The organism is Vibrio sp. CCUG 15886 (assembly GCF_028570825.1).
Classification (GTDB): domain Bacteria; phylum Pseudomonadota; class Gammaproteobacteria; order Enterobacterales; family Vibrionaceae; genus Vibrio; species Vibrio vulnificus_B.
In genome coordinates, this window is the sequence record NZ_JAQQBT010000013.1 from 47922 (window position 1) to 64412 (window position 16491).

Genomic DNA, 16491 nt, shown 5'->3' on the forward strand with positions numbered 1-16491 from the left:
ATGTTTTGTCTTACCCTGAAGCCGATGCTCTGACCGCCGAAGTGGTGGCGGAGTATCTTCAAGATCATGCCGATTTTTTTGTTCATCGTCCGGAGTTGGTCGACCGCTTGAACTTTCCGCACCCGGAGCAAGGTACCGTCTCCTTGGTGCATATTCAGCTGAATCGTCAGCGTCAGCGTATCGAAGCGTTGGAAGAAGAGATCACGACCTTGATGTCTTTGGCGGCGAACAACGATCGCACCTTTTATGAGTTCATGGATCTGCAAGAGCAGATCCTGCGTTGCCGCGATTTTCAACAAGTGGTCAAAGCGATTGAACAAAAAGCGCATGAGCTCGGTTTGGTGGCCTATGTGCGTTTGCTGAACCAATGTGAAGCAAAGCATCAACTGAGTATGGAAAATTACCAGCGTTTTGCCACCAACCATCTCAATGGTAAATCGGCGTATTTAGGTCGTCTGCGCAATGCTGATCGCGAAGCGCTGTTTGGTGATTTACCTGTGCCAGAAATGGGCTCTTACGTGGTCTTGCCGCTGGTGAAGCAACATCCCCTTGGTTTGCTGGCGTTTTCCAGTGCCGACGGTGGTCATTTTCAACCGGAGATGGATACCTTGTTCTTACGTCATCTCTCATTAGTGGTGGCCCATTTAGCTCAAACCCTTGCCTGGCAATTGCAGCATGACGACAGCGTCAAACACACCACTGCCTAGTGGCCTGAGAAAGCCGCTTGATCAGTTCTACGAGTACTTGCGTGCGGAGAAAGGCTTAAGCCTGCACACCCAGCGCAACTACAAGCAGCAACTGGAAACCATGGCGGAACACTTGCACAGCATGGGGCTCAAAGCGTGGCCGCAAGTCGACGCAGGTTGGGTGCGCCAACTGGCGGGCAAAGGGATGCGTGAAGGGATGAAGGCAAGCAGCATCGCGACGCGCCTCTCTTCGCTGCGCAGCTTCTTTGACTTTTTGATTTTGCGTGGCATCCTCACGGCCAATCCAGCCAAAGGGGTTTCGGCTCCGCGTAAAAAACGTCCTCTGCCCAAAAATCTCGATGTTGATGAAGTGAATCAACTGCTCGAAGTGAATGAGGATGATCCGCTGGCCATTCGTGATCGCGCCATTATGGAGCTGATGTACGGTGCGGGATTGCGCTTGGCCGAATTGGTCGATATCGATGTCCGTGATGTGCATTTGCGCAGTGGCGAAATTCGCGTGATCGGTAAAGGCAACAAAGAACGCAAAGTGCCTTTTGCTGGCATGGCGGTCGAGTGGGTCGGAAAATGGCTAAAAGTGCGCAGTGGTTTGGCGGACCCAAGTGAACCGGCGTTGTTTGTCTCGAAGCTGGGTACGCGCATTTCCCATCGCAGTGTGCAAAAGCGCATGGCGGAATGGGGTCAAAAGCAGGCGGTGGCGAGCCATATTACGCCGCACAAACTGCGTCACTCATTTGCTACGCACATTCTCGAATCGAGCAATAACCTGCGTGCTGTGCAAGAATTACTAGGCCACGAAAACATTTCGACCACGCAAATCTATACGCACCTCGATTTCCAACACTTGGCCGATGTATATGATCAAGCGCACCCAAGGGCGCGTAAAAAGTCTTCTCAACACAAAGAGGAAGATGAATGAAACATTACCGCCCGCTGCAGCCGATCGCGGCAATGACCTTCGACTTAGACGATACCTTGTATGATAACCGTCCGGTGATTGAGCGCTTGGAGCGAGAGGTGCTGGCGTGGCTCGCCACGCAGCATCCTGCGACACAAGTGATGAGTCACAGCGATTGGTCTCAATTAAAGCGTGAAGTGGCGGCAAGCTCTCCGCAATTGCGCAGTGATGTGACGCAGTTGCGTCATCAGCAACTGACCGAGGCGTTTTTACGTCTTGGGTACGATGTGGCGTCGGCGCAGCAAGCGGCGGATGAGGGAGTTGCGGTGGCGTTGTATTGGCGCAGCCAGCTGGTGGTGCCATCCGAAACGCATCGTGTCATGAGATTATTGGCGGACAAACTGCCTTTAGTGGCGATCACTAATGGTAACGTGGATGTCGCGGCGATCGGCCTGGATGGCTACTTTCAAGCCATCTTAAAAGCCGGCCCTGACGGGGTGGCGAAACCGGCCGGTGATCTGTTCCAGCGTGCGGAGCAGATCTTGCAGTTGCCGGCGCAACGCATTCTCCATGTTGGCGACCACTTGCTCTCGGATGTACATGGTGCCAATTTGCATGGTTTTATGTCGTGCTGGATCAATCCAAAGCAGATCAATCTACGTCAGCAAGCCAAAGCCAAAACTCTTCCTAATTTAGAAATCAATGAATTAAGTCAGTTACTCCTACTTTTGTAAGCCCGCTCTCAATCCTATCAATCTTCCCCGCATAACGCTGGTTTTGCTGGAAAAAGCATCATAAATTAGAATTCTCACAATTGGAACACGCAGGGTTTGCGCCCATTTGACGTCGGGGTTGATACGGATATGCAGACTTTCTCGTTCTGGGTCGAGGATCTTACGCAGTTGCAAGCGATGACCGCCGATTATCGCTGGGACGCGCACAATGCCTATTTGGTGCAGATTTTCTCCACTCAGACGGCCTCTATCACACAGGGATATGCTCGGCATCTGCTGGCGCACTTACCGAATGTGGACATCATTGGCCACAGTACGCAGCACACCATTTATGGCGGTGAAATTTTAACCGGCGGGTGTTTGGTGGTGATCGCGGAATTTTGTCACACCACACTGACTTCGGCAGTGGTGGCCTATTCAGGATCCGCAGATCTGGATGGTTACGATTTATGCCAAGTATTGCAATTAACCCCCACCAGCCGAGCGGTGATCAGCTTTTCCGTGCAAGTAGAGCGGCAAGATTACCCGCTGTACGGCGCGTTCAATTATGGTATCGCAACGCCAGTATGCGGCGGTTTAGCACAAAGTGGCGCTGACGGATGTTGGGTGCTGCACCAAGACCAGCTCTATACGCAAGCGGCGGTGGCCGTGGCTTTGCACAGTGAACAGCTTAAAGTATGGACCAGCGCGTACTCAGAGTGGAACCCGGTTGGCATGTACCATGCCGTTACGGCCGCCGAAGGGCAGCGTCTCATTTCTCTTGGCAATAAGCCGGCCTACGAGGTTTACAAGCGCTATTTGGCCGATGGTCATGAACTCTCGGCTAGCCATCTGCTCAATTTTCCGCTCTACCGAGAACGAGGCAAACACAAAGAGGTGTGTGCGGTACGTGAGATCCACCACGATGGCAGTATCTCTTTCGATAAAACTTGGTCTATCGGCGATCAGGTGCGTTTTTGCTACAACCACCCTTCGTTAACTCTAGAGCAGCTCAAGCATGGCGTGGTGGAGCTGGCACTGCATCAACCGGAAACGGTGTTTATCTACAACTGTGCGTCTCGGCTCAACTTTATCGATGGTTGCCAAGAAGTGGCGCCTTTTCATCAGATCACGACCAGTCACGGCAGTTACTGCATGGGTGAGTTGTATCACGACGGTCTACAGCAAGAGATTTTGCACCACAGTTTGACCTATCTGGCGATGCGCGAAAGCGATGAAGTGACTGAACTCAAATTGCCCGCTGATGATGTCGACAGCACCATTTCACCGCTGTTTTGTTTGATTCGCAATGCGATTGCCGATCTCGACCAAGTGCAGTCCCATATGGAGTATCAACGAGAGCGGCAAACGCTGAAACTGCAAGAAAGTTATCGCCGTGACAGTCGCACCGGGTTACAAAATCGCATCGCCCTGAAAGAGTATTTGTCGACCATTCGCGATGATGAACATTTGTTGACCTTAAAGCTGCTCAACTTCAGCCACATCAATGAAAAGTATGGCTATCAAGTCGGCGATGAGCTGCTGCGTATGTTATCGGTGAGTTTCTTAACTCGTCTCAGGCGGCGTTTGGGCAAACAGGCGGATATGCAGTTGTACAGCATTGGTGTTGGCGAGTGGGCATTTGTCTTTCGTGCTGAAATTTGTGGTGAGACCATCAAGCAGCAGTTTACCCGTTTTGCCGATGTGATTGAGCAGACTAACTTTGAACCGTCTGGTTTGGAACAAGTGGATTACCTGTCGATTTCATTGTGCGGTGGCTTGGCCAGCCGGCGAGATTTTCCGCAAGCCAGTGGTGACGAACTGCTGCTCAAAGCGATTGAGGCGCGGCGCGCTGGGGTGCGTAGCAATACCCATATTTGCAACGCCAAAGACATTCAAGTAAGTGACGAGCGACGCAAAGAGCAACTGGCTTGGCTCAGTTGCGTCAGTCGGGCGATCTTGCAGCAAAATATCGTCACTTACGCGCAGCCTTTGTTTCACGCCGACGGCACCACTCCCTACTCACAAGAATGTTTGGTGCGAATCGTCGAAAACGACGGACGCATTATTTTACCAGGGCAGTTTTTGCCAATTATTGCCGACACCCACCTCTATACCCGTTTGAGCCGCCATATGATTCAAAGCACCTTGAACTATATGCGAGAGAGAAGCGGGATGTTTTCGATTAACCTCTCCCCGCAAGATCTGATGAGCGATAAAACCATGCTGCTGTTGGAAACGGCGATTCGTCAGCTCAATGAACCTAGCCGTATCGGTTTGGAGGTCTTGGAATCGGAGCAGATCAAAGATTATGGCCGGATGATTGAAGTGTGCAGCCATTTCCGTCAGTTGGGGGCGCGCATCATTGTTGACGACTTTGGTTCGGGTTACTCCAACATCGACGAAATTATTAAGCTTGAGCCAGATATCATCAAACTCGATGGCAGCTTGATCCGCAACATCGACCAAGACAGCAAACAGCGCAAGATCGCCAGTCAGTTGGTGCGCTTGTGTCAGGTGCTGGAAGCGAAAACGGTGGCGGAGTTTGTCCACAATCAGCAGGTGTGTGAAATCGCTCAAGACATGGGGGTCGATTACTTGCAGGGCTATTATCTCGGCCAGCCAAGTCGCTTATTCTGAGGGGGCGGGTTAGCCCTAGATGGGGCATCTGGGCTAACTTCTGTGTTGTTAAGGCTCGCTTTTTAGCGCGTGGCCACTGCGATCGGCATGAAACGCCGCCAAATAATCGCGCAGCAGTTCGGTCATTGACGTGGCGTTGTGTGCTTCACCGAGTTGCTTCACTAACTCTGCCGCAATCTCTAAGGTGCACAGATTGCCTTGTTGCTGATTGCGTCTTAGTTGATAGTTCGACGCGCTGTCGCCGTGTAAAGCGAGCTGTGGCAGTGCTTTTAGCCATTCGCTTTTATTGAGCATCTTTCGCGCTTCCTGCCATGTGGCATCAAGAATGATAAACAGCGGCTGGCGCTGGGTTTGCTGGGCGCGCTCCTTTACTTGAGATAGGGCGATACTCTGTTCACTGGGGTAGAGCACCACAGGCATAAACTGCGCATCGCTAAGGAGATCCAATAACGCTTGCGGAGGCGCAGTGCGCTGCCAAACGAACTGGCGCGCGGGCAAACGGCACCAATGCAGTAGTTTCCCAGTATTGGTTTCTCGCTCGACCTCATTGGGGTGCATCAATAACACCAGTGCGACCTCACTTTGCAGTGATGGAAACTGGTCACACAAGCATTGATAACGCAGCCCACACTGAGGGCAGGCTTGTGGCTTCACAGTTTCACTCCTTCGCGTACCGGGCTGATGCCATCAGAAAACAGTTCTACCTGACTGATCTGCTCACCAAGCGCGACAGGCGCAACACTCGGATTGAGTGGATAGCTAATACCATCATATTGCATCAGGTGTGACTGAGCTTTGGCGCCGCCACTGACGTTGAAGATAAGATCTTGCCAGCCGTGGTTGCGTTGATTGCCAAGGTAAAGCGGTGTGTTCACCAAGGTAATTCGGCTATTGAAGCGCCAAGTTTCTTGGTGATTTTCAAATATCAGCAGGGTACAGCCACCCGAGCCGCACCAATCCAATTGCGCCAGCAGTTCTTCTTTGCCATCCCCATTGAGATCGTACGTTAACCAGCGGTATTGGTTATTGCTTGGATCGGTTTTGTGCAGACGAAAATACTCACGTATTGCCTGATCGACATCGCGACGAAACTCCGCGCTGGAGGCTACGTTACGGGTGTCTGTGGGAACGGCAGTTTGAGTGGTGATGGGAGCGTCACTCATCATTTCACCTGCGGCGGCGGGATACAAAATCAGCCCCCCTTGAGCAATCGGATAGACCACCTTGCCGACTTTTTCCTTGTCCGCTTTTAGCTGTGAACCCGTGCGGGTGAAAATGCGTTCGGTGACTAATTTTTGCCCCTGATGATGCGTCATCACGACTTGGATCTGGTTGGGATTGAGTTGCTGCCAGTAGCCTTTTTCCACCAGAGGGCGTTCTTCATTGGCATAGAGATAACGCGTTTCAGCGCTGTGGTCTGCGTTGAGCTGCATGTGCACGCTAAAACCGGAAGATTGGGTTGAGGTGGCCGTGTACAAACCACCCCAACCGAGCGTGGCATCGATGTTCGAAGTGGTGGCACAGCCCGATAGCTGGGTATCTTGCCAGTCAAGCGTTGCTTTCCAGCCGTAAAGGCTGTTGCTCATGGTGTCTTTACACAGATTTTCGCTGAGGAGCAATTGGCCGTCATCAAACTGATACTCGCGTTTGCGGGGGGCTGAGTTGGCTGCGGCTAATCACACGCGTTTGCTCTTGTTTGCTCAGTTGCTTGATGGTCAGCTGATTGGCAGCAAAATCGATACGCCAGTTGGGCTCATTACCAAATGCTTGCGTTGGGCGAGCGGCTTGCTCGCAGCGGGTTGGGTTGCTGGCATCGACTAAGTTGAGTTGCTCCACCACAAACAACGCATCGTATTCCGAAGCAAAACCTTCATCACCGGTGGTTTTTAAATGGCCGATCACTTCGCCATACATGGACTGATAGGGCAGGCTGGTCAGCGCCATCAATTGCTGGCGCTGCTGAGCGCTCAGCTGTAGCCAATATTGCTGCGTACTGCCGCAAGGTGTGATGTATTGCGCTTCATGGCCGACGACCAAACTGCCTGACAGCATAAAGCTCTGTGCGACCACCGACTCTGGCTGGCTGAGATTGGCGGTTGGCAGCACAGGAGCAGATTGAGTGGCGACGGGGGCGCTGGTTGAACACGCTTGTAACAGCAACAGTGTCGATAGGGCTACTGGGTTTTTAAACGCCTTCATGTTATATCTTTCTCCATCTCTAAATCTGCTTGGACCGCATTATGGCATATTGGTTGTTTAAAACTGAACCGGACACCTTTTCTATCGACACTTTACGCGTACAAAAGGTTTCATGTTGGGAGGGAGTGCGAAATTATCAGGCAAGAAACATGCTGCGTGATGAGGTGAAAGAGGGTGATTGGGTGATGATTTACCACTCCTCGTGCAAGCAGGTTGGCGTGGCAGGGATCGCCAAAGTGGTTCGTGAAGCCTACCCCGATCATTTTCAGTTTGATGCCAACAGCGACTATTACGACGTGAAATCAACGCCAGAAAACCCGCGTTGGATCATGGTCGATGTGGAGTTTGTGCGCAAAACCGAACGGGTTATCCCTTTGGCGGTGTTGAAAGCCATGCCCGAATTGGAAAACATGCCACTGGTGAAAAAGGGCAATCGCTTGTCAGTGATGCCGGTGACGGAACAAGAATGGCAGGCAATTTTGACCAAAGAAAAACTGCCTAGCCGTCGCTAGCCTTGCCGATGTGCGGCAAGGTTGTCGCAACTGAGCTGCAGGCAAAAATAAAACGGGGCAGCGTAACGCTGCCCCGTGGTCATTGATTGTGCCGCATTTATAGCAGATGCTTTTGCAGATAGTGCGCCACGGCATCGTCGGCATTGCTGCCAATGATTTCGTTGTCTGGCAGGGCTTTCTTCACTTTTTCGTGAGAGGTTTCCATCACCAACCCTTTGCCCGCCATCGACAACATTTCCACGTCGTTCATGCCATCGCCAAAGGCCACACAGTTTTCCAGTGTCAGACCCAGTGATTCTGCGACCGCTTTCAGCGCGTCCCCTTTTGACACTTCCGCAGCCATCACTTCCAAACACCAAGGCGTTGAGAAGGCAATATTAAGTTGATCGCCAAAGGCTTCACGTAACTGGTTTTCAAAGCCAACCAGATGCTCGTGATCTTGCCCTGGATGGGTGAAGAAGATTTTTGCGATGCCGTCAGTTGGTGCGTTGTCGATATCGTAAACCTTATAGGTAAAGCCCGTCTCTTCATGGAACTTGCGCATCACTTCGTCTTCACGGTTGAGGCGCCACTCTTCGTTTTGGTAAAGATGAACGAAGATCTCAGGGTCTTGTTTGACAATATCAATCACCGGCTGCACAAGCTCGGCCGGAACATTTTTGCTGTACATCAGTTGGTCATGCTGGTCATGAACACGAGCACCGTTTGAGGTGATCATGTAGGCGGGAATGCCCACTTGAGCACGAATGCCTGCCACATCAACATGGTGACGGCCAGTGGCGAAAATAAAGGTATAACCTTGCTCATGCAGTGCTTTGAGCGTCTGCTTGGAGAATTCGCTGAGTTGGTGATTCGGTGCCAGCAGCGTGCCATCCAGATCGGAAGCAACGATTTTGGTGATCTCTTTATTTGGCAAGCTCGCAGTCATACGGCCCTCTTATGTCAGTCGGATGTGTTCAGGAAACAGGAAACGTTATCGACACAGGCCATTGCCTGAGTCGGTAGAAAGTGACACAACGTCTATCCAGCTTGGATGCCTGTCTAGACGCTGTTCACTAGGGGGATGCTGGCTAGTGTATGTGAAAAGCGGAGAGAAAAAGAGGGTAAATTAAGCTTGGTTGCTTTCCTCTTTCTGTAAAAAGCGGAACATCGCGCTGAGTGCTTGATTACGGTAGTGGTCTTTCTCAAACAACAATTCATGTTGCGCGCCTTCAATCGTCACCATTTCGCTGCGCTTATTGGTTTTGTGCAGCTTTTTGAAAAACTGCGACTGTGCTTGATTGCTGACGATGCGATCGCCCCCCGCCTGCAACAGCAACACCGGAATGGTGAGCTGGCGCGTCAGCAAAATGCACTGTTTGGCAGCCATTAAGCCTTGCCACACCCAACGGGTGCTCGGGCCACCCACTTGCAGCTCGGGCTTGTCGCGATACAACTGTCTAAACCATTGATAACGCGCTTGGCTCTGGCTAAGCGGGTTATCTTCAAAGGGCTTCTCATAATAACTTTTGTGTCCCGGCGCATAAGTAGGCGTTGGGTACACGGCGGTGAGAATTTGGCTGACCGCCATGGCCACTGGACTCAAATACCAAGGGAGATCGATACCAAACATCGGCGCACTGAGCACCAACTTATCAAAACCATGTTGTGGGTGGGTTTGTAAGTAGCGCGTGGCGACGGCACCGCCCATCGAATGAGAAACAATGTGTCGCTGCTGATAAGGAGAGAAATCAAAATGCGCAATCACGGCTTCCATGTCGAGAATGTAATCATCAAACTCGTAGACGTGACCAATATCAGAGTCTTTCACCAGGCGATCTGATAAACCTTGGCCTCGATGATCGTAGCTGTAGACGTCATAGCCTTGACGGTAGAGATCAAACAGAAGTTCTTGGTACTTCCAAGCAGATTCGATTCTGCCATTCACTACCAGCACCGCCTTTTTGTGTTGCGGGTTGGTCAGCTTACACCAATACAACTGCATCTTATCGCGCGTTTTTAGGAAACCCTCTTGTCGCTGCTGCCATAGGGCAGCGATCGGACCACCTATTGCTTGCTCAAATAAAGCCTCTTGCGTATAAGAGAGAGGTGAGCTGTTATTAACCATTAAATAAATACCTGATCATGCGTTTCTGTAGTCAATGATCAGAGAATTATCGGGGAAATGCAAATGGATACCCATGTTTGGTTGGCGTATGTTGTGACCGCAATCGTTTTCAGTTTGGCACCGGGCTCTGGCACGGTGAACTCAATCAGCAATGGCCTCAGTTATGGTACGCGAAAATCGCTGGCTTCCATTGTGGGGCTGCAAATTGGTTTGGCGGTCCATATTGTCCTGGTCGGGGCGGGCATTGGCGCTTTGGTGGCACAATCGGCGACGGCATTCACGGTGATTAAGTGGGTGGGTGCGGTGTATTTGGTTTGGCTGGGCATTCAAAAATGGCGTGATACGTCAAGCCTCGCGACGGCCTCGCAACAACATGCCATTTCCAGCACTGCGCTATTGCGCAAAGCGGTGCTGATCAATCTGACCAATCCGAAATCGATCGTCTTTCTAGTGGCGCTGTTTCCGCAATTTATCGATCCAAGCCAAGATCAAGTGACCCAGTTAGCGGTGTTAGGCATCACGACCGTGGTGATTGATGCGTTTGTTATGCTTGGCTACACCACCTTGGCGTCTCAATTGGGGCGTTTTATCCGTTCAGAGAAAGTGATGGGCAAAATAAACAAAGTATTTGGTTCAATGTTTATGGGTTGTGGGGCATTATTAGCAGCTGCAAAATCATAACTAGCAGTGATAAATTCACTGGTTAGTCACTGAGCATAAGAATAAAGCACTAAATGAATACCACATACGTCGCACGGCAGCCGATCTTTAATCGGAAGAAACATACCTTAGGTTATGAACTTTTGTTTCGTGACGGAGAGAGCAATGCCTATCCGGTACACATCGAATCAAACCGCGCGACCTATCGCCTGATAGTGGAAAACTTTCTGTCCGTAGGCACCAATCCGGCCATCGCTTCTTCACGCTGTTTTATCAACTTTCCGTATCAAACCTTGATTCGCCGTTTGCCACTCAGTCTGCCGAAAAACAAAGTGGTGATTGAGGTGCTGGAAACGTGTCAGCCAACGGATGAGCTGCTTGACGCCATTCGAGATTTGTATCGTGAAGGCTATGTGATCGCGCTGGATGACTTCACTTTGACCCCGGAGTGGCGACGTTTTTTGCCGTATGTGCACATCGTGAAATTGGATGTGATGGATTTGGGGATGGAGAAGGCGTGTGAGTTGGTCAAAGAACACTTGGCACGGCGCGTGAAATACCATTTCTTGGCAGAAAAAGTGGAAACGGCAGAAGAGTTTGAACTGGCGAAAGAGGCAGGATTTAAATTCTTTCAAGGCTACTTTTTTAGTAAGCCAGAAGTGGTGCAAACGCGTTATGTCAGCCCTGAGCAGACCGTGGCGTTGGAGTTGTTTCGTGAAGTGTGCAAGAGCGAGCCAGATTTTGGCCGCATTGAGCAGATCATTTCGCAAGATGTGGCGCTATCTTACAAGCTGTTGCGTTTCGTCAATACTCAGTCGACTCGTCTTGAAGTCACCATCAGTTCGTTTCGCCAAGCACTGATTTACCTTGGGCAAGACAAGCTGAAAATGTTCGTCTCTCTGGTGGTGGCGTCTTATGTCTCAACCAACAAGCCGCGTGAGTTGTATAACCTCTCGCTGCAACGCGCGCAATTTTGTGAGTTGATGTCTCGTCGCCACCCTTTCAGTAAGCACAACGAACAAGGCTTTATGATCGGTTTGCTGTCGATTCTCGATGCGATGATGGATCTGTCGGTGGAGTCTTTGGTCAACCACCTGCCATTGAGCGAAATTGCGAAACAGGCATTACTGTGTCGTGGCGGTGCTTATGGGGCATTGATTGCACTCGAGGAGTGTTTTGAACAGGCAGACTGGCGTGGCATTGAGCAGTGGTGTGAACAACTGGGTTTGTCGATAGAAGAGGTGCGTTACGAATTGGTCGAAGCGCAGCGTTGGTCGCAGGAGTTTGCTCTGATCTAAACTGACACCACGCAATATGAATTTTTGATGACAACTGAGCCGACGCGTTGACGTCGGCTTTGTTTTTTCTCAATATATATGCATATCCATATGTAGGAATGTAAGCATGCTGCCACACCAGTTTTTTAAACTGCTTTCTGATGAAACTCGCGTTCGTTGCCTGATGCTGGTGGCTCGTGAAGGCAAGATTTGTGTCGGAGAGCTCACCTATGCCCTGCAAGAAAGCCAGCCGAAAGTTTCTCGTCATTTGGCACAGTTGCGAGCCAGCGGGTTGCTGGTGGATGAAAGACAGGGTCAATGGGTCTTTTATCGCCTCTCCGAACAGTTGCCTGGTTGGATGAAAAAAATGGTCGATGACCTGATAGCTTCCAACTGTTTAAAGCAAGTTTATCAACAAGATATTGCGCGCCTGCATCAACAAGATCGTGTGGCGTGCTGTTAAATTGAAATTGAATCACTAGGGAATAGACCATGACGATCAAAGTGGGAATTAACGGATTTGGCCGTATTGGCCGCTTGGCAATGCGCGCGGCCTTTGATTGGCCAGAATTGGAGTTTGTTTTAATTAATGATGTGGCGGGGGATGCCACTACCTTGGGCCACCTACTGGAGTTCGATTCAGTGCAAGGGCGCTGGCACCACGAGGTGACGGTGCAAGGCCAGCAATTGCACATCAATGGTCACGTGATTGAAACCACTCAACAGCGTGACATCAGTGCAGTGGATTGGTCGGGTTGTGATGTGGTGATTGAAGCGACAGGCGTGCATCGCAAAAGCAGCTTCCTCAATCAATACCTCGAGCAAGGCGTGAAACGTGTGGTGGTCAGCGCTCCAGTGAAAGAAGAAGGCATTGCCAATATTGTGGTGGGTGTGAATGACGAGATCTTCAACCCAGAGCAGCACCGCATTGTGACCGCAGCCTCGTGCACCACCAACTGCATTGCGCCAGTGGTGAAAGTGATTCACGAGAAACTCGGTATCGAACAAGCATCATTTACCACTATCCATGATCTCACCAACACGCAAACCATTCTTGATGCGCCGCACAAAGATTTGCGTCGTGCCCGTGCCTGCGGCATGAGCTTGATCCCGACGACCACAGGCAGTGCCACGGCGATTGTGGAAATTTTCCCAGAATTGAAAGATCGCATTAACGGTCACGCGGTACGTGTGCCTCTAGCGAATGCCTCACTGACCGATATTATTTTTGATGTGAAGCGTGACACCACTGCTGAAGAGGTCAACGCGTTACTCAAAGAAGCCTCGCAAGGGGAGTTAAACGGCATTCTCGGCTTTGAAGAGCGCCCATTGGTGTCGATTGATTATCGTGGCGATCAACGCTCAACCATCGTCGATGCCCTCTCTACCATGGTGGTGGGTACACGCATGGTGAAGATTTACGCTTGGTATGACAACGAAATGGGCTACGCGACCCGTACCGCAGAGCTTGTGCGTAAAGTAGGAGCGGCATAATGGCAACGTCAATCACCAACCACCCTGTTTGGCAATTGGACCTACCGTCTGGCGCATTGGTCTTAACACCTTGCCCTGGTACCAAAGGGGTCGATTTACGTTCGTCATTGCAACAGTTGGCGGACAGCGGTGTACAAGCCGTTGTGACGGCGCTGGGCGATGCGGAACTGGCGAGTAAAGAGGTCGCAGAGCTTGGCCCGTTGGTCGTCGAGCTCGGCATGCGTTGGTATCAAATCGAAATCGAAGATGACTGCGCGCCAGATGAGACCTTCGCCGTGCATTGGCAGCAAGCCAGCCCAGAGCTGCAAGCCATTCTCCGTGATGGTGGCAAAGTGGCGCTGCACTGCATGGGCGGCTCCGGTCGCACCGGATTGTTCGCCGCCCATTTGCTGCTAGAGCAAGGCTGGGCATTGGACGACATTATCCGTGAAGTGCAAGCGTTGAGACCCGGCGCCTTCACGCGAGAAGTGCAGTTGAGCTACATCGAATCTGTGGCAAACGCACAGTGAGCAGCCATTAGAGCTTTTGGATCATCATGATCCAAAAGCTTGTTAACCTGTACACAGAGGGCTAATGATGATCGCTCAACTGAGCAAAAGTGTTCGCCAATACATGCTGGTCACGTTTAACTATTGGAACTTTACCTTAACCGATGGGGCACTGCGCATGCTGGTGGTGCTCTATTTCCACGACCTTGGCTACTCGGCGCTGGCGATTGCCTCGCTGTTTTTGTTTTACGAGTTTTTTGGCGTGGTGACCAACCTGATTGGTGGATGGTTGGGGGCAAGGCTCGGGCTCAATAAGACCATGAACATCGGCTTGGCCATGCAAATCATTGCGTTGTTGATGTTGGCTGTCCCCGCCGCTTGGCTGACAATTCCTTGGGTGATGGCCGCGCAAGCACTTTCTGGTATTGCCAAAGATTTGAATAAGATGAGTGCCAAAAGCGCCATCAAAACCTTGGTACCGGACGAGCAGCAAGGCGCATTGTTCAAGTGGGTGGCCATTCTGACGGGTTCGAAAAATGCCTTAAAAGGGGCGGGCTTTTTCCTCGGTGGTCTCTTATTGGCTGTTCTCGGTTTTCAATACGCGGTACTCGTCATGGCGGGGGTACTCACCCTAGTGTTGATTGGCAGTTTGGTTAGCCTAGAGTCGGAGATGGGCAAAGCGAAAAACAAGCCGAAGTTTAATGAGATTTTCTCCAAATCGGCGCCTGTCAACATTCTCTCAGCGGCTCGCCTCTTTCTCTTTGGTGCGCGAGATGTCTGGTTTGTGGTGGCACTGCCCGTTTACCTTGGCAGCGTATTTGGCTGGGATCATCTTTGGGTCGGAGGCTTTCTTGCCTTATGGGTCATGGGGTATGGCGTTGTGCAAGGCATCGCGCCGCGCATTACAGGGAAGGCGCAAGGTCGAGTGCCGGATGGTCACAGTGCTTTTTACTGGGCCGCGTTATTGGCATTGCTAACAGGAGCCATTGCCTATGCGGTGCAACAAGCGTGGCATCCTCAGCAAGTGATCGTGATTGGCCTGTTGCTATTTGGGGCGGTGTTTGCGATTAACTCTTCCCTTCACTCTTATCTGATTGTCAGTTATGCCAAAGGCGATGGCGTCTCATTGGATGTGGGTTTTTACTATATGGCTAATGCCATGGGCCGTTTGATCGGCACACTATTGTCGGGGTGGATCTATCAAGAATTCGGTTTGGCAGCTTGCTTGTGGGTCTCTTGCTTCTTCTTGGCTTTGACGACGTTAATTTCAATCAAGCTCCCTCGCTTTGCAGCGAAAACCGCCTGATCGCAGTGTGTGAATTCTAACCAAAAGCTGACGCATGATTTCATGCGTCAGCTTTTTTTATTGCTATAGTCAAAGCCATGAAAAGCAAGAGGATAGAGAATGCGCGAAAGAGTTCAGTTTTTTGATTTGCTACGATGTGTCGCGGCGGTGGCCGTGATCGCCATTCATGTGCTTGCGCCTTATCGTCATGAGTTAGGGGTGATTCCTTTTGAACAATGGGTGACGGCCGTTGGCATCAATGGTATTTCTCGTTGGGCGGTACCGGTTTTTATTCTTATCACTGGCGCCCTGATGCTCAGTGACACTCGGCCATTTGATCTGCCTTATTATGCTCGTCGTCGTTTAGGTAAGGTGCTGATCCCTTTTCTCTTTTGGTCGTTGTTCTATGCGTTCCTCTCTGGCTTGAGTGCGAGCGGTTTTGATGGCAGCAAAGTGACAGAAGTGCTCAGCAACAGCCCAGAGCATGCCACTTATTACCATCTGGGTTTCTTCTATTATTTTATTCCGCTCTATTTTGTGATTCCGATGTTCCAGTGGCTTGTTCGCCAGCAACGTCAGGACATCCTCTATCTCTTTACCGCGTTATGGTTGTTCACCACTGTGTTGTATCTGGCGGGCATCGATGGCCCTTGGAGCCACGAGCTATGGCTGTACAGTGGCTACCTTCCTCTTGGCTATCTGCTCTTTAGCAAAGTCCCGAATCAACGCTCAGTGGTCGTTGGGGCGGTGCTGCTGGGGGGAATGGCATTGGCTGCCACGGTTATCATGGTGGTGAGTAATAGCCTTGCTGCAGGGGAATACACCGTCGGGCGTTGGCTGTCGTATAAAACCATCAATGTGGTATTGGCGGCATCGATGGTGTTTGTGCTGTGTCGCTATGTAGGCGAGCGGTTGTCGGCTCAATGGCAAAAGTGGGTGGCGTTGATCAGCCGCCACAGCTTAGGCATCTATTTATTGCATCCTATTTTTCTATGGCCAATGAAAGAGTTGGGTTGGTATCAGGGTCATCCTGCGTGGGTCATCCCGTTATGGGTCGTGTTGAGTGGGGCGGGTGCCTTAGCGTTGAGTTACCTATTTTCGCTCTCCGCTAAGACACGTTGGTTATTGCCTTAGCGCTTCAGGGCAAAGTGAAGAAACTTATCGCCCTTGTAGGTGAGTTCCCCTTTATCGCCGGGGTTAAGAGCGTGGAAATAGTGTACCCCAACCTGAAACTCGCGTTTGGGGCCGAGAGCGCCACGTTGTACGTAGATCCAATATTCTTGATCCTCTTCACCAGGCTGAGCATCGGCAATAGGGATGACTTGTTTATCAAGCACAGTGACCTGTACTTTTTGTTCTGGGGCGTTATTACCTTGAATATGAGTACGATAGAAACGAACGAAGAGCCAGCCACCAATAGCAATCAATGCGAGTACGGCAAAAACAAAGGAAATAGGCATGATGACCTCCAGTCTGAATGAGTGTCTCATTTTACAGAACCTAGTTGCCAA

At 50.9% G+C, this 16491-nt stretch carries 16 protein-coding genes and 1 pseudogene; 12 read left to right on the forward strand and 5 right to left on the reverse strand.

Features of this window, described 5'->3' with window-relative positions:
- Positions 1 to 5 precede the first annotated feature (5 nt).
- The 4 genes from PQQ36_RS17680 to PQQ36_RS17695 all read left to right on the forward strand — a co-directional run bounded on the left by PQQ36_RS17680 (position 6) and on the right by PQQ36_RS17695 (position 4958).
- A complete protein-coding gene (locus PQQ36_RS17680; RefSeq protein ID WP_011079143.1) occupies positions 6 to 707 on the forward strand; it encodes a DUF484 family protein in 702 nt (233 codons plus the stop codon).
- Positions 676 to 1626 (forward strand): tyrosine recombinase XerC, encoded by a 951-nt coding sequence (gene xerC, locus PQQ36_RS17685; RefSeq protein ID WP_011079144.1) that lies wholly within the window; start codon positions 676 to 678, stop codon positions 1624 to 1626. Before PQQ36_RS17680 ends, xerC begins: the two co-directional genes overlap by 32 nt.
- Positions 1623 to 2339, forward strand: coding sequence for a 5-amino-6-(5-phospho-D-ribitylamino)uracil phosphatase YigB (yigB, locus tag PQQ36_RS17690; protein WP_072610845.1), 717 nt, complete (start codon positions 1623 to 1625; stop codon positions 2337 to 2339). The genes xerC and yigB overlap by 4 nt, the downstream gene beginning before the upstream one ends.
- 129 nt (positions 2340 to 2468) lie before the next feature.
- A complete protein-coding gene (locus PQQ36_RS17695; protein WP_273661933.1) occupies positions 2469 to 4958 on the forward strand; it encodes a bifunctional diguanylate cyclase/phosphodiesterase in 2490 nt (829 codons plus the stop codon).
- 48 nt (positions 4959 to 5006) lie between these two features.
- Here PQQ36_RS17695 and PQQ36_RS17700 read toward each other — a convergent pair whose 3' ends face one another.
- The gene (locus tag PQQ36_RS17700) at positions 5007 to 5612 is read right to left on the reverse strand and encodes a tRNA-uridine aminocarboxypropyltransferase (RefSeq protein WP_225470959.1); all 606 of its coding nucleotides are present in this window, start codon (positions 5610 to 5612) and stop codon (positions 5007 to 5009) included.
- Positions 5609 to 7157 (reverse strand): annotated as a pseudogene (locus tag PQQ36_RS17705) (COG3650 family protein). Before PQQ36_RS17705 ends, PQQ36_RS17700 begins: the two are co-directional and overlap by 4 nt.
- 41 nt (positions 7158 to 7198) lie before the next feature.
- On the opposite strand from PQQ36_RS17705, the gene PQQ36_RS17710 reads away from it, so the two are divergent.
- A complete protein-coding gene (locus tag PQQ36_RS17710) occupies positions 7199 to 7669 on the forward strand; it encodes an EVE domain-containing protein (RefSeq protein WP_101956600.1) in 471 nt (156 codons plus the stop codon).
- 97 nt (positions 7670 to 7766) lie between these two features.
- On the opposite strand, the gene PQQ36_RS17715 is transcribed toward PQQ36_RS17710, so the two are convergent.
- Both PQQ36_RS17715 and PQQ36_RS17720 read right to left on the reverse strand, forming a co-directional pair.
- The gene (locus tag PQQ36_RS17715; protein ID WP_017420397.1) at positions 7767 to 8597 is read right to left on the reverse strand and encodes a Cof-type HAD-IIB family hydrolase; all 831 of its coding nucleotides are present in this window, start codon (positions 8595 to 8597) and stop codon (positions 7767 to 7769) included.
- A 180-nt stretch (positions 8598 to 8777) separates the two neighbouring features.
- On the reverse strand, positions 8778 to 9776 hold the full coding sequence (locus PQQ36_RS17720; RefSeq protein ID WP_011079151.1) for an alpha/beta fold hydrolase: 999 nt from the start codon (positions 9774 to 9776) through the stop codon (positions 8778 to 8780).
- 63 nt (positions 9777 to 9839) lie between these two features.
- Here PQQ36_RS17720 and rhtB point away from each other — a divergent pair, with 63 nt between their 5' ends.
- From rhtB to PQQ36_RS17755, 7 genes are all read left to right on the forward strand, one after another.
- Positions 9840 to 10457 carry a homoserine/homoserine lactone efflux protein gene (rhtB, locus tag PQQ36_RS17725; protein ID WP_013570931.1) on the forward strand — a complete coding sequence of 206 codons (618 nt, stop codon included), beginning with the start codon at positions 9840 to 9842 and terminating at the stop codon, positions 10455 to 10457.
- 53 nt (positions 10458 to 10510) lie between these two features.
- Positions 10511 to 11734, forward strand: coding sequence for an EAL and HDOD domain-containing protein (locus PQQ36_RS17730; RefSeq protein WP_011149117.1), 1224 nt, complete (start codon positions 10511 to 10513; stop codon positions 11732 to 11734).
- A gap of 106 nt (positions 11735 to 11840) precedes the next feature.
- A complete protein-coding gene (locus PQQ36_RS17735; protein ID WP_011079154.1) occupies positions 11841 to 12176 on the forward strand; it encodes a metalloregulator ArsR/SmtB family transcription factor in 336 nt (111 codons plus the stop codon).
- Between the two features lie 29 nt (positions 12177 to 12205).
- Positions 12206 to 13207, forward strand: coding sequence for an ArsJ-associated glyceraldehyde-3-phosphate dehydrogenase (locus PQQ36_RS17740; protein WP_045620224.1), 1002 nt, complete (start codon positions 12206 to 12208; stop codon positions 13205 to 13207).
- On the forward strand, positions 13207 to 13716 hold the full coding sequence (locus tag PQQ36_RS17745; protein WP_039552131.1) for a phosphatase domain-containing putative toxin: 510 nt from the start codon (positions 13207 to 13209) through the stop codon (positions 13714 to 13716). Before PQQ36_RS17740 ends, PQQ36_RS17745 begins: the two co-directional genes overlap by 1 nt.
- A gap of 67 nt (positions 13717 to 13783) precedes the next feature.
- Positions 13784 to 15001, forward strand: coding sequence for an organoarsenical effux MFS transporter ArsJ (gene arsJ, locus PQQ36_RS17750; protein WP_103185176.1), 1218 nt, complete (start codon positions 13784 to 13786; stop codon positions 14999 to 15001).
- A 99-nt stretch (positions 15002 to 15100) separates the two neighbouring features.
- Positions 15101 to 16114, forward strand: a complete 1014-nt coding sequence (locus tag PQQ36_RS17755; RefSeq protein WP_039552133.1) for an acyltransferase — start codon at positions 15101 to 15103, stop codon at positions 16112 to 16114.
- On the opposite strand, the gene PQQ36_RS17760 is transcribed toward PQQ36_RS17755, so the two are convergent.
- Positions 16111 to 16440: a DUF2500 domain-containing protein gene (locus tag PQQ36_RS17760; RefSeq protein ID WP_039552135.1), complete on the reverse strand. Its 330-nt coding sequence runs from the start codon at positions 16438 to 16440 to the stop codon at positions 16111 to 16113. The two genes, PQQ36_RS17755 and PQQ36_RS17760, sit on opposite strands and share 4 nt — an antisense overlap.
- Positions 16441 to 16491 lie beyond the last annotated feature (51 nt).

Bases quoted from the DNA above. Each gene is read 5' to 3' on its own strand.
- PQQ36_RS17730 (WP_011149117.1), top strand. From the start codon at position 10,511: ATGAATACCACATACGTCGCACGGCAGCCGATCTTTAATCGGAAGAAA.
- PQQ36_RS17715 (WP_017420397.1), bottom strand. From the start codon at position 8,597: ATGACTGCGAGCTTGCCAAATAAAGAGATCACCAAAATCGTTGCTTCC.
- arsJ (WP_103185176.1), top strand. From the start codon at position 13,784: ATGATCGCTCAACTGAGCAAAAGTGTTCGCCAATACATGCTGGTCACG.
- PQQ36_RS17735 (WP_011079154.1), top strand. From the start codon at position 11,841: ATGCTGCCACACCAGTTTTTTAAACTGCTTTCTGATGAAACTCGCGTT.
- PQQ36_RS17760 (WP_039552135.1), bottom strand. From the start codon at position 16,440: ATGCCTATTTCCTTTGTTTTTGCCGTACTCGCATTGATTGCTATTGGT.
- xerC (WP_011079144.1), top strand. From the start codon at position 676: ATGACGACAGCGTCAAACACACCACTGCCTAGTGGCCTGAGAAAGCCG.
- PQQ36_RS17695 (WP_273661933.1), top strand. From the start codon at position 2,469: ATGCAGACTTTCTCGTTCTGGGTCGAGGATCTTACGCAGTTGCAAGCG.
- PQQ36_RS17720 (WP_011079151.1), bottom strand. From the start codon at position 9,776: ATGGTTAATAACAGCTCACCTCTCTCTTATACGCAAGAGGCTTTATTT.
- PQQ36_RS17745 (WP_039552131.1), top strand. From the start codon at position 13,207: ATGGCAACGTCAATCACCAACCACCCTGTTTGGCAATTGGACCTACCG.
- yigB (WP_072610845.1), top strand. From the start codon at position 1,623: ATGAAACATTACCGCCCGCTGCAGCCGATCGCGGCAATGACCTTCGAC.
- PQQ36_RS17740 (WP_045620224.1), top strand. From the start codon at position 12,206: ATGACGATCAAAGTGGGAATTAACGGATTTGGCCGTATTGGCCGCTTG.
- PQQ36_RS17710 (WP_101956600.1), top strand. From the start codon at position 7,199: ATGGCATATTGGTTGTTTAAAACTGAACCGGACACCTTTTCTATCGAC.
- PQQ36_RS17755 (WP_039552133.1), top strand. From the start codon at position 15,101: ATGCGCGAAAGAGTTCAGTTTTTTGATTTGCTACGATGTGTCGCGGCG.
- rhtB (WP_013570931.1), top strand. From the start codon at position 9,840: ATGGATACCCATGTTTGGTTGGCGTATGTTGTGACCGCAATCGTTTTC.